We start from the raw sequence: 12,472 nt of genomic DNA, 5'->3' as shown, positions 1-12,472 counted from the left end.
AGTATCAGAGCAAAGGTGTGCACAAGAGATTGCTGACGGATTTAGCTGTGTTGAATGGAGAGCACAGGAGGGGAAAGCATCAGTTGTGGGCATGGGCCGTATGGCGTCAACCGGCCTGTTGTAGATGCCGGGGTAGAGGATTGTCAAACGGCGGGTAACAAAAAGGGGAGCCTTGCTCCCCTCGGATATGATCTGCTGCTGGTTCTATTCCATCCAAACAGAGTGTGGTTAAACCATCCTGGTTACACCCTTGTGGCGAAAAAAAACAGCGTCAACGTGATGAAATCATATCTATGTTGACCATCTCGGCATTATTACTGAAAAGCGCCAGTTGGTGGCGATTAAACAGACATGGCAAAGAGGGTCGGTCCGGATTGATGCCTCTCTATCCGGCTCAGAACTGTGACAGTGAGGGCAGAGAGACAGCAACCAGGGTGAAAAACACCGTGAAAACGGCAGTAACGACAAACTCTTTCATTTTTCTCTCCCTAAGTTGTTGGTTGATGTAGTCAAGATACCATAACAAGGGGGTAAAACAAGGTGTAAATTGATAAAATAGCTTCTTTGTGTGTGTGGTTAGTTGAGATGGCTATTTTTGTCATATTGAGCTGATTTTATCACCTACTCTGGTATGTCAGGCATTCAAGATTCTGCCTTCATGATTATTTCATTTAAATTCAATTGGTTGTTGAGCTGCTGGTTGGTTTGGTGATGGGCTTTGTATGGAGCTCAAGTGGCATTTTATAAGTTTTCACCCTTGTAATAGTGTCATTGAGGCCATAAAAAGTGTGCAAGACCATAGTTTGACGATTCCTGACGTAGATAGCCCATCCAAAAGAAGTCTATGGAGAGAGTCTGGTTGCCAACCCTTGTCGCACCATCACTTTATCAGTCCAGAGTCTCCGCATTTTTACAGCAAAACACTGGGGGCATAGGGAGGAGAGCCGTGCATCGGGGGGATACAGAGTAGCAGCTGGCTGTTTTATCACCGCCAATTTCCCCGTTGGCCTCGGAATAGACATGGCCGCAGCAAGAGTGAGGTGGGCAATAGGCCAGAGGCGTATTCTCTGGCTGGGCTGGGCTGGGCTGGGCTGGGCGCGAGTAGCGATTTGCGTAGCCGGTGCATCTGCGTGAGTCATGTGAGTGCAATACGAGAGCTGCGCCGGAGCATGGTTGGGTAAGATATCTGCGTCCCTTCTACAAGATTGAGATATAAAAAGCGGCGTATGACGAGGAGGCTGAACAAACTGGTTTCAGGGGCGACAGAGCACAGGTCAACGCAATCCGGTTCGCAGTGATAAAACATCCACGACAATACCGGAACTCTGTTCGTAGGCTGAAGCCGGTTGCTGTGAGGAGGGGAAGGCTGGTGATCAGTCAGATGGCGCAAGGGTTGGAAATCAGGCAACCCGTATGGTGAGGGCCACACAGCGTGCCGATGCCCCCGTTTTTGCAAGATATTAAAAAACCCTCCGATGGAGGGTTTTTGTCATCAACAGCCGGTAAAAAGCCGCGAGGCTTAGAACAGGGTGGTGGAGAGGTTGTAAAGCTCCTGATCGAACGGACGCTTCATATTCTCGATGCAGTCGATGATGTCGTGGTGGACCAGCTCGTTGCGCTGGATACCGACGCAGCGACCACCGTGACCAGCCAGCAGCTGCTCAACGGCGTAAGCCCCCATACGGCTGGACATGATGCGGTCACGGGCAGTCGGGGCACCGCCACGCTGGATATGACCCAGGATGGTGGCGCGGGTTTCACGACCGGTCAGGGCTTCGATGTCCTTGGCCAGCGCGTTCACGTCGGTAACGTGCTCGCAGATGGTGATGATGGCGTGCTTCTTGCCTTTGGCTTCGCCTTCCTTGATCTGCTTGAGCAGCTTCTCTTTGTCGAAAGCCACTTCCGGTACGATCACATATTCGGCACCACCGGCAACGGCGGCGGACATGGCCAGATCGCCACAGTGGCGGCCCATGATCTCGACCACGGAGATACGGTGGTGGGAGCTGCAGGTGTCGCGCAGACGGTCGATGGCGTCAACCACCACGTTCAGAGCAGTATCAAAACCGATGGTGAAGTCGGTACCGGCGATGTCGTTGTCGATAGTGCCCGGCAGGCCGATGCAGGGGAAACCCTCTTCGGTCAGCTTCTTGGCACCCATGTAGGAGCCGTCACCACCGATGACGACCAGCGCATCGATACCGTGTTTTTTCAGGTTTTCGATCGCTTCGGCGCGCACTGCGGGGTCTTTGAAAGCAGGGAAACGGGCGGAGCCGAGGAAAGTACCACCACGGTTCACCACGTCGGAAACGCTGTGACGCTCCAGCTTGACGATGCGATCCTGGTGCAGGCCGAGGTAGCCATCATAAATACCGTAAACTTCCAGGCCATGATGCAAACCGGCGCGAACCACGGCGCGAATGGCTGCGTTCATACCGGGTGCGTCGCCACCACTGGTCAAAACACCAATACGTTTGATTTGTTTGGTCATGAGTGCCTCTGGATCTGAGTTGTCAAATACGAATGTTTAAATAGACAAGCCACTTTTACTATATCGGCTTTCATATGGGATGCGGGGGCCACCATAGGAAAAGCGATACAAGAGAGGGGACGAGCCCCTCTCTTTGCCGTAATCAGCGATTACTTGGCTGCGCCAGCGATGATCTGGGAGAAGTCATCCACTTTCAGGGACGCACCACCGACCAGGCCACCGTCGATGTCCGGCTGACCGAACAGGTCGGCTGCAGTGGCGCCAGTGACGGAACCGCCGTACAGGATCTGTACTTTGGCAGCAACGGCGCCATCAAAACCGGCCAGGTACTGACGGATGTGAGCGTGAACGGACTGAGCGATCTCCGGAGTGGCAGTCTTGCCAGTACCGATGGCCCATACCGGCTCGTAAGCGATAACGGCGTTGTTGAAGGAGGCGATGCCGCAACGGTCGATAACAGCTTTCAGCTGGGTCTCAACCACGTTCTTGGTCACGCCGGCTTCGAACTGCTCCAGAGTTTCACCGATGCACAGAACCGGCACCAGGCCGCCTTTCTGGATGGCTTCGTACTTGGCAGCAACCACGTCGTCGGTCTCTGCGTGCAGGGTACGACGCTCGCTGTGGCCGACCAGAGAGTAGGTGCAACCAAAGGCTTTCAGCATGGAGGGGGCGTTTTCGCCGGTGAAGGCACCAGACTCGTGAACGTCAGCGTTCTGGGCACCGTAGGCAATCTTGCTGCCAGCGGTCAGTTGCTCAACCAGACCCAAAAAGATAACCGGCGGGCAGACGGCGACTTGCACAGAAGGATGAGCGGCAGCAGCCGGGGTCAGTCCTTTGATCAGAGCTTCTACAGAAGCCTTGGTGCCGTTCAGTTTCCAGTTACCCATTACCAGGTGCTGTCTCATCTTGTATATCTCCTAGGCATTTGATTGCGCGACATTATATGAATTGAACCGAGCCCAAGATAGCTGACCCGGCGGCAAATGACGTAATTTTTTTTCGCTTTCCTGATCCAAATCAGGAATGAAACGCTTGATCGCTCATTCGTTAACCTGCCCCCGCAAGCGAGCCCACCATACCCCAATCCATTCGTGGATGGCAGCTTCGGAATACATCAAATAACGCCCTTTGGGTAAATAACTGTAGAGCGGCTGGGGTACCTGGCTCTGCTTGGCGGTGTAATCGGTGGGGGCCGGCACGGCCTTGAGTCCCTGACCCTGATAGAGGGCTATGGCACGTGGCAAATGAGTGGCCGAACTGACCAGCGCCACCTCTTTTCCTTTCAGATGGCGGCTGATACTGACCGCTTCATCATGAGTGTCTTTGTTGTTTTCAAACAACGTCATCCGCGAACGGGGAATGCCGAGGCTCTCTGCCATCCGGGCATTGACCTCGGCATTGGAGAGGGTATCCCCCGACACATAGCCGGAGAACACCAGCTCGGCGTCCGGATAGGCCTGGGCGAGGCGAACCCCTTCGAGGGTGCGGGCCAGGGCGATATTGTTCTGCCAACTGCGCATCGGCACCGCCGGGTCGCTGACATGACCATTGCCGAGCACCACGATGGCCTCGATGTTGGGATGCTGGCTCACCTCGAATGGCGGGTAGGTCTGCTCCAGCCCGCGGGCCAGTTCATAGCTCACCGGCCGCATCCCCATCAGCGCCACAATGAGCAGCGAGAGGGTGGCCAGCAGCTTGCCGGTTTTCTGAAAACGGGTGAACCAGAGCAGCAGCAGGGCGAGCAGCAGCAGGGAGAGGGAGAAGGGGAGCGGCATCAACAGCTGACCAAGCCACTTTTTGAGCACAAACACGGCAGACACTTCCTTGAGTTTTCAGCAAATTCGGGATGTGACAGAATACCTCTCTTTTTTGGGATGGCCACAACCCTGTGGCGCTAATGTTGAGTTTCTCCTTGAAGCACGATCAGAGTTTTGACGGGCGCGCCGACAAGTTCGCCCGCAACATTTACGACTCCACCAAGGGGCGCATCCGCACCACCATTGTCTGGAGCGACATCGAAGCCTGCCTGGCCCGCCTTGGCAATCGACCGCTGCGCATCCTCGATGCGGGGGGCGGTTTCGGCTATTTTGCCCAGAAGCTGGCGGCCATGGGCCATCTGGTGGAGCTGTGCGATCTATCAGCAGAAATGCTGGAACTGGCCCGCAGCCAGATCGCCGAGAAGGGGCTGGAAGACAAAATTCGTCTCATCCATTGCCCCATTCAGGATCTGAAGCAACACGTGACCGGTACCTTTGATCTGGTGCTCTGCCATGCGGTGCTGGAGTGGCTCGCCGAGCCGCGCCAGACCTTGCTGGGTCTGTTCCCTTTCGTCAATGCCGGGGGCATACTGTCGCTGCTTTTTTACAACCGTCATGGCTTGCTGTTCCAGAGCCTGGTGGTGGGCAATTTTGACTATGTGCGCCTTGGCCTTCGCAAGAAGCGCCAGACTGCGCTTACGCCCACCAATCCCCAGCTGCCGGAGCAGGTCTATGACTGGATTGGTCGCGGGGGGCTGCGCATCATCGGCAAGACCGGGGTGCGGGTGATCCACGACTATATGCGTCACAAGCAGGATCAGGTGGAGAAGTTCGACGATCTGCTGGCCATGGAGCAGCAATATTGCCGTCAGGAGCCTTTTGTCTCCCTCGGTCGCTATATCCATGTGATGGCCCAGAAGCCGGCCAGCTGATTGCTCGCGGTTCACGTCGATGTGAACCATGTTTTCGATGCTACCGGATGTAGCCGCGCGCACGATTTTGCGCCCAATACAACAACGAGATGACAACATCATGATGAGTACATCCCGTACCCTGCCCGAAATGGTGGGATGGGTCAGGCAGGAGGGGTTGGCGTTGAGCCTGCCAACCGACCGGCTGGCCTTTCTGATTGCAATCAAGACCCTGTCCGAAGATGAGTCGGACCTGTCGGAAGCAGCTCTGCACGATGCCTTCGGCTATGTCAGCAGCGCCTTCGGCCAGATGGACGAGACCCTCACCGGTCGCGCCAACAACGCCATCAACGATCTCATTCGCCAGCAGCTGCTGTCGCGTTTCAACACCGACATGGTGGCGGGGGAGAGCCTCTACCGCCTGTCACGCCTGGGTGTGAGCATCGTCGACTTCTTTATGGATCAGCGTCAGGTTGACTCCATCAAGCTCTCCATTCTGCTCGAACACCTGGCTGCCGAGCTCGATACCGCCCGCAAGGCGGCGCTCGAGACCAACACCCGCGAGCAGTGGGATGCCGAGGTGCTGCCGCGCCTCACCTTCTCGCTGGAAGAGACCTTGGGGCGGATCGATCTCACCCAGCGCGCCATGGATGAGCAGCAGAATCAGGTCAAAAGCGAAATCGCGGCCCTGCTGACCCAGAACTGGGTCGATGCCATTCACAGCTGCGAAAAGCTGCTGCACGAGACCGGCCAGACCCTGCGCGAGCTGCAGGATACCCTGGACGCTGCTGGCCACCGCTTGCAGGCGGGGCTGCTCAACATTCAGGAGGCGGCGCAGGGGCGCGACGATCTGTTCCACGTAGAGGAGCTCACCCACGCCTTGCAAGGGCGGCTCGACGTCATCACCAGCTGGGGTCAGCAGTGCATCGAGCTCTGGTCCCGCTACGACAGGCACGTCCACAAATTTATCCGCAACGCCATCGACATGGACAAGAACCGCGCCTTCAGCCAGCGGCTGCGCGAGTCTATCCGCAACTTCGAGCAGCACAACTGGCAGTTGCGGGTGGCCGAAGAGCCCCGTCTGCTGGAGCTGCGCGACGAAACCATCGCCATCCACGACGAGGAGGTGACCGGCGAGGTGCCCCTCGAGATGGAGTACGTCGAGATGGTGGACATCAACCAGGAGCTGGCCGAGCGCATCGAGCGCTATCTGGCCCGCTACCCCGAGCAGGGGCAGCAGCTGGACTTGGCCGATGTGCTGCGGGAATACCTGCTGGACTACCCGGCTCATGCCCACTTCGATGTGGCGCGTCTTCTGATCGACCAGGCCGTGCGCCTGGGCCATGCCAGCGGCGAGCGCGAACTGCATCGCCAACCCGCATGGAAACCCATTAACCAAGCTGGATCCAAGGTTCAGGCCTATGTCATTGATCAATACTGAGTTTCCCTTGCCGCTGCGGCTTGCAGAGGCGATTGCCAACCCCTTGTTTCCGCGCATCGACACCGCCTTGCGCTCCGGTCGCCACATCAGTGCCGACGAGTTCGAGCAGCATTCGGCGCTGGTCGAATATCACAGCGAGCTGGAGATCTTCTACGGCCGCTATCAGGTGGAGCTGATCAAGGCGCCGGAAGGCTTCTTTTACCTGCGCCCGCGTCCGAGCTCCGACATCGGCACCACAGTGCTCTCCGAGCTCGATATGCTGGTGGGCAAGGTGCTCTGCTACCTCTACCTGAGCCCGGATCGTCTGGCTTCCGAAGGGGTATTCGCCATGGCCGAGCTGCAGGAGGAGGTGCTGAGCCTCGCCGATGAGAAGCAACTGCTGCGGATGGTCAACAGCCGCTCTGGCGGTACCGATCTCGACAAGAAGAAGCTGCTCGAAAAGATCCGCACCTCCATGCGCCGTCTGCGCCGCCTTGGCATGATCACCGCCCTTGGCAACGGAGATAAATTCCGGGTCAACGAATCGGTGTTCCGTTTCGCCGCCGATGTGCGCTCCGATGAAGATCCGCGTGCCGTTCAACTGCGGATGATCCAGGAGGGTGAAGCCATCTTCCACGACGACGAAATGCCGAGCAGCGACTCGCTCTTTGATGACATCGAGGCGGATCTCGATGAAGAACAACTGGATCTGGAGGTATAACCGGTGCGAGGCAAGTTCAAATCCCTGACCATGGTCAACTGGAACGGCTTCTTTGCCCGGACCTTCGATCTTGACCAGCTGGTCACTACCCTTTCTGGCGGCAACGGCGCGGGCAAGTCCACCACCATGGCGGCCTTTATCGCAGCGCTCATCCCCGACCAGTCACTGCTCCATTTCCGCAACACCACGGAAGCAGGATCGAGCAGCGCCTCCCGTGACAAAGGGCTCTACGGCAAGCTGCAGCGCGGCCACTGCTATTCCCTGCTGGAAGTGATGAACAGCCGCGAACAGCGGATCTGGGTCGGCGTGCACCTCGAGCAGGTGGCCAACCGCGACAACAAGGTCAACATCACCCCGTTTGCGCTGGTGGATGTGCCGGATAATCTGGCACCGACCGATCTGCTGCTGGAGAAGCTCGATGGCGGCAAGGGGCGGGTGCGCGCCTTTACCGATCTGAAAGGGGCGGCCGCCGAGCTGGGGGCGCTGAAAGTCGCCAAATTCAATACGGTGACCGACTATCACAACTTCATGTTCGAGTTCGGCATCACCCCGAAGAAGCTGCGTGATCAAAAAGATCGCGGCAAGTTCTACCGCCTGATCGAGGCCTCCCTCTACGGCGGTATCTCCTCGTCCATCAGCCGTTCTCTGCGTGAATACCTGCTGCCGGAGAACTCCGGGGTGCGCAAGGCGTTTGCAGACATGGAGGCGGCCATCTATGAAAACCGCCGCACGCTGGAGGCCATCAAGGAGACCCAGGGTCAGCGGGATCTGTTCAAGAACCTGATCACCGAGACCACCCACTATGTGGCCGCTGACTATGTGCGCAATGCCGCCGAGAAGAGCCGCCTCTCCGAGCTGGCCCTCAAGGCGCGCCAGGAGCTGGCCGACAAGCGCCGTATTCTGGCCGAAGAGAAACAGCGCGCCATCTATCTGGCCGACGAGGTGGAGCAGCTCACCAACCGCGAAAAATTGCTGACCGACGAGCTGGAGTCTGCCTCCGAGCATCTGGCCAAGGTGATGGCCGCAGTCAGCTTGCAGAAGAAGATCGAGATGTACCGCGCCGATCTGGCGGATCTCTCTGACAAACTCGAGCAGCAGCAAGCGGTGGTGGAGGAGATCCACGGCCAGCTGCTGGAAGTGGAAGAGCGCAAGGAGTTGGCGCAGGCAGAAGTCGACAGCCTCAAGACCCAGCTGGCCGATTACCAGCAGGCGCTCGATATTCAGCAGACCCGCGCCATCCAGTACCGTCAGGCGGTGCAGGCCCTCGATGCTGCCCGCGAGCAGTGCGAGCTGCCGGGGCTGACCGCCGAGCAGGCGAGCGACACCCTGCACCAGTTCCGCGCAGCCGAGCAGAGTCTCACCAGCCGGGTGCTGGGGGCCGAGCAGCAATTGGCGCTGGCCAAGGCGGCGGTGGCCGAGCATGAAGCGGCGTTGGCGCTGCTGCTCAGCATCGCCCCCGAAACAGTGCGCGAGGCCGCCTGGCCCACCGCGCAGGCGCTGCTCAAGCGTCACATCGAAGACAAGGCGCGCATCGCGCAGGGGCAGGGGCTGCGTGCAGCGCTGGCTCGCCTCGAGAAAGAGAGCGAAAGCCAGAAGAGCCTCTTCAAGCTGCGTGACGAGCTGCAGCAGGCCTCTGGCCAGCTTATCGCCAGCAGCGATGAGCTGGAGATCTTCCTAGAAGCCCAGCGCACTCGTCAGGAGGAGCTCTCCGAGCAGCAGGCGGAGGTGAACCAGCGCCGCGCCAGCCTCGAGCATCAAGGCACCCAGCTGGGCCGTGATATTGCGGAGCTGACCAAGTTGGCGCCGCGCTGGCTGAAATCCTTTGAAAAACTCGAGCAGCTGCGCGAGCAGAGCGGTTTGCCGCTCGCCACCGCCGAAGAGCTTTCGGCCGGTATGCAGACTGTGCTCGACAAGGAGCGCGAGTTCGAGCAGGAGAGCAACCGCATTGCGGCGCAGAAACAGGCGCTGGAGCTGCAAATTCGCAACCTGCAACTGGGGGCAGGCGAGGCGGATCCCCGTCTTGCCCGTATCGCCGAGCAGGTGGGGGGCGTGCTGCTCTCCGATGTTTATGACGACATCTCCATCGACGATGCCCCTTACTACTCCGCGCTCTACGGCCCGGCTCGCAGCGCTCTGGTGGTGCTCGACCTTGAGGGCGCCATCGAGCGGCTGAAAAAGCTGGAAGATTGCCCGGAGGATATCTACCTGATTCAGGGCAACCCCGACTCCTTTGACGAGGATCTGGTGGAAGCGGACGAGCTGGGGGACGCCGTGCTGGTGCGCACCAGCAAGCGTCAGGTGCGTTTCTCCCGCTACCCCGAGCTGCCGCTGTTTGGTCGCGCCGCCCGGGAAAAACGGATCGAGCAGCTCGACCTTGAGCGCGAAGGTCTCATCGAGGGTTACGCCAAGGCCGCCTTCGAGCAGCAGAAGTACCACCGTCTCTACGGTCACTTCCGCGACTTTATCGGCCAGCATCTGGATATCGCCTTCCGCCCCGACCCCGAAGCCGAAGTGCAGGCCAAGCAGGCCGAACTGCGCGCGCTGCAAGGGGCCATCGGTGAGTGCGACAAGCAGCTGGCTGAAGCCAAAGCTGCGGCCGCCCAGTTGACCCGCCATATCCAGCTGGTGCAGGGGATGCTGCCGTTTGCCCACCTGTTTGCCGAAGCCGATTTGGCGGCTCGCCTCGAGGCGGCACACGCCGATGTGGAAGCGCTGAAGCAGGCCGAAGCCTTTATCGCCAAACACGGGAAATCGCTGGAAAAACTGGAAACCATGGTGCAGGTGCTGCGTCAGGATCCGCAGGATCTGGCCGCGCTGCAGGCTGCCTATGATGAGGTGAGCGACCTGCTGGCCGAGCAGAAGCGCCGTTGCTACGCTCTCGATCAGCTGGTGGCCCGCCTGCCGCACTTTGCCTATCAGGATGCGCAAGACCTGCTGGGCAAGGCGTCCGAGATGAGCGAGCGGCTCAAAGAAAAGCTCAAGGCGGCCGAGCTGGCTGCCCGCACTGCCGGCGAGCAGCACAAGCAGATTGCCCAGCGTCACACCGAGGCGTTGCAACTGCGTACCGCGCTCAACTCCAGCGTCGAGGCCAAGCGCCAGACCCTGACCGAGTTCGAGCAGGAGCTGGCGGCCATGGGGCTGACCCTCTCTGACGATATGGAAGAGAAGGCGCGCGCCCACAAGAAAGAGATTGAAGAGCTGCTGATCCGCACCCGTTCCCGTCGCACCAGCGCCGAGGCACAACTGCAGGTCACCAAGCGCGAGATCGAATCCCTCGGTGGTCGTCTCAAGCTGGAAGGCAAGGATTACTTCAGCGCCCGTAAATCCCTGGTGGGCCACAAGGCGAGCTGGTCGCGGGTGGTGCGCCTGGCGCGGGAGACCGACGTCGAGAAGCGCCTCAACAAGCGCGAGCTGGCGTATCTTGACAGCGACGAGCTGCGCTCCATGTCGGACAAGGCCCTCGGCGCCCTGCGGGTGGCGGTGGCGCACGACGAGGCCCTGCGCGATGCGCTGCGTCTCTCCGAGGGCAATCGCAGCACCGAGCAGAAAGTGGCCTTCTACGTGCAGGTCTACCGCTACCTCAAGGATCGCATCCGCAACGACATCATCCGCTCCGATGATCCGGTCGAGGCGATCGAGGAGATGGAGATCGAGCTGGCCCGTCTGGCTGACGAGCTCAAGCAGCGGGAAACCCATCTGTCGCTCTCCTCCCACGAGGTGGCGGCCAAGATCACCAACATCATCCGCCGCGAGCAGAATCGCATCCGGGTGCTCAACCAGGGTTTGCAGAACATCGCCTTCGGTCTGGTGCGCGGGGTGCGCCTCAACGTCAATATCCGCGAGGCTCACACCCGTCTGCTGACGGCGCTGGCCGACCAAACCGCCATGCACAACGATCTGTTCGCCGACAAGGAGCTCAGTTTCTCCGAGGCGATGGCCAAGCTGTTCCAGCGCCTGAACCCGCAGATCGAGCAGGGGGATCGCAGCTATCAGGTGATGGGCGATGTGCTGCTCGACTATCGCAACTATCTGGAGCTGGAGATCGAGGTTCAGCGCGGGGCCGACGGCTGGCTGCGGGCCGAGAGCGGTGCGCTCTCCACCGGTGAGGCGATCGGTACCGGTCAGGCCATCCTGCTGATGGTGCTGATCAGCTGGGAGGAGGAGTCCCGCCGTCTGCGCGGCAAGGATATCGCCCCGTGCCGTCTGTTGTTCCTCGACGAAGCGGCCCGTCTGGATGGCAAATCCATCGCCACCCTGTTCGAGCTGTGCGAGCGTCAGGATATGCAGCTGCTTATCGCGGCGCCCGAGAACATCAGCCCCGAGAAGGGCACCACCTACAAGCTCATCCGCAAGGTGCAGGGCAAGCACGAACACGTGCATGTGGTGGGCCTACGTGGCTTCGGCTTTAGCGATGATAAGCTGATTGCCTGAGAGGTCTCTGGCCCATCCCGATACGGGATGACCGGTAAATAGGTTAAAGGGAGGCATTTGCCTCCCTTTTTACATGGAAGATATGGCAAAGTAGCCGCACCGTCGCTGCGGCCTGACAATAAGGCGAGAAGTTGCTTGCGAACATGCCGCCAGTGCCACCGGCCGCATCGAAGATGCAAAAATAGCGCAGAGTGGAAAGAAGAAGAGAGGAGAGGGGAAAGGTGCAACATATCCAGAAAGGGCTGCTGTTATCTCTTTGCCTGCTGCTGGTGGCCTGTAGCAGCCGTTATGACGAGAGCCACGGCGGCAGCTGGCGCGGCTATAGCGAGACCGGTTACGCCAGCTATTATGCCGACCGTTATCACGGTAAAAAGACCGCCAGCGGCGAGCTCTATCGCAACAACCGCAATAGCGCCGCCCATATGGAATTGCCCTTTGGCTCCATGGTGCGGGTGACCAACCTCGCCAATGGCAAGAGTGTAGTGGTCAAGGTCAATGACCGCGGCGCCTTTAAAAGTGGGCGCATTATTGATCTCTCCAAATCGGCTTTTAGCACCATCGGCAATATTCGCGATGGGATTATCAAAGTAAAAATAGAGGTGCTCTAGCAGTCCACTTGTTCAGTGGCGTGAACAGAGAGTCCGTTCTGAATGGCTATATCCTGCAAGTCTGCCCTCTTACACTGCTCCGTATCCAAGAGGTACACCCAATCGAAATACTTGAATGATTGATCTTATAACG

At 58.9% G+C, this 12,472-nt stretch carries 8 protein-coding genes; 5 read left to right on the top strand and 3 right to left on the bottom strand.

Going from position 1 to position 12,472, the window contains the following annotated elements:
• Positions 1 to 1,519: 1,519 nt before the first annotated feature.
• The 3 genes from pfkA to elyC all read right to left on the bottom strand — a co-directional run bounded on the left by pfkA (position 1,520) and on the right by elyC (position 4,302).
• Positions 1,520 to 2,491 (bottom strand): 6-phosphofructokinase, encoded by a 972-nt coding sequence (gene pfkA, locus AB5Z05_RS09475; protein ID WP_005336840.1) that lies wholly within the window; start codon positions 2,489 to 2,491, stop codon positions 1,520 to 1,522.
• A gap of 149 nt (positions 2,492 to 2,640) precedes the next feature.
• Positions 2,641 to 3,396 (bottom strand): triose-phosphate isomerase, encoded by a 756-nt coding sequence (gene tpiA / locus AB5Z05_RS09470; protein WP_179903827.1) that lies wholly within the window; start codon positions 3,394 to 3,396, stop codon positions 2,641 to 2,643.
• Positions 3,397 to 3,531: 135 nt separating this feature from the next.
• A complete protein-coding gene (elyC, locus tag AB5Z05_RS09465; protein WP_368151229.1) occupies positions 3,532 to 4,302 on the bottom strand; it encodes an envelope biogenesis factor ElyC in 771 nt (256 codons plus the stop codon).
• A gap of 101 nt (positions 4,303 to 4,403) precedes the next feature.
• On the opposite strand from elyC, the gene cmoM reads away from it, so the two are divergent.
• From cmoM to AB5Z05_RS09440, 5 genes are all read left to right on the top strand, one after another.
• Positions 4,404 to 5,180: a tRNA uridine 5-oxyacetic acid(34) methyltransferase CmoM gene (gene cmoM / locus AB5Z05_RS09460; protein WP_319920503.1), complete on the top strand. Its 777-nt coding sequence runs from the start codon at positions 4,404 to 4,406 to the stop codon at positions 5,178 to 5,180.
• 100 nt (positions 5,181 to 5,280) lie between these two features.
• Positions 5,281 to 6,600 carry a chromosome partition protein MukF gene (gene mukF, locus AB5Z05_RS09455; RefSeq protein WP_120414339.1) on the top strand — a complete coding sequence of 440 codons (1,320 nt, stop codon included), beginning with the start codon at positions 5,281 to 5,283 and terminating at the stop codon, positions 6,598 to 6,600.
• Positions 6,581 to 7,300 carry a chromosome partition protein MukE gene (mukE, locus tag AB5Z05_RS09450; RefSeq protein ID WP_005345759.1) on the top strand — a complete coding sequence of 240 codons (720 nt, stop codon included), beginning with the start codon at positions 6,581 to 6,583 and terminating at the stop codon, positions 7,298 to 7,300. Before mukF ends, mukE begins: the two co-directional genes overlap by 20 nt.
• Before the next feature lie 3 nt (positions 7,301 to 7,303).
• Positions 7,304 to 11,731, top strand: coding sequence for a chromosome partition protein MukB (gene mukB, locus AB5Z05_RS09445; RefSeq protein WP_368151226.1), 4,428 nt, complete (start codon positions 7,304 to 7,306; stop codon positions 11,729 to 11,731).
• A 221-nt stretch (positions 11,732 to 11,952) separates the two neighbouring features.
• The gene (locus AB5Z05_RS09440; protein WP_164461751.1) at positions 11,953 to 12,339 is read left to right on the top strand and encodes a septal ring lytic transglycosylase RlpA family protein; all 387 of its coding nucleotides are present in this window, start codon (positions 11,953 to 11,955) and stop codon (positions 12,337 to 12,339) included.
• The last annotated feature ends 133 nt before the right edge of the window (positions 12,340 to 12,472 follow it).

Source organism: Aeromonas sp. R2-4 (genome assembly GCF_040908365.1).
GTDB lineage: Bacteria > Pseudomonadota > Gammaproteobacteria > Enterobacterales > Aeromonadaceae > Aeromonas > Aeromonas veronii.
This window is presented reverse-complemented; position numbering and strand designations above follow the sequence as displayed.

Bases quoted from the DNA above. Each gene is read 5' to 3' on its own strand.
- mukF (WP_120414339.1), top strand. From the start codon at position 5,281: ATGATGAGTACATCCCGTACCCTGCCCGAAATGGTGGGATGGGTCAGG.
- tpiA (WP_179903827.1), bottom strand. From the start codon at position 3,396: ATGAGACAGCACCTGGTAATGGGTAACTGGAAACTGAACGGCACCAAG.
- pfkA (WP_005336840.1), bottom strand. From the start codon at position 2,491: ATGACCAAACAAATCAAACGTATTGGTGTTTTGACCAGTGGTGGCGAC.
- mukE (WP_005345759.1), top strand. From the start codon at position 6,581: ATGTCATTGATCAATACTGAGTTTCCCTTGCCGCTGCGGCTTGCAGAG.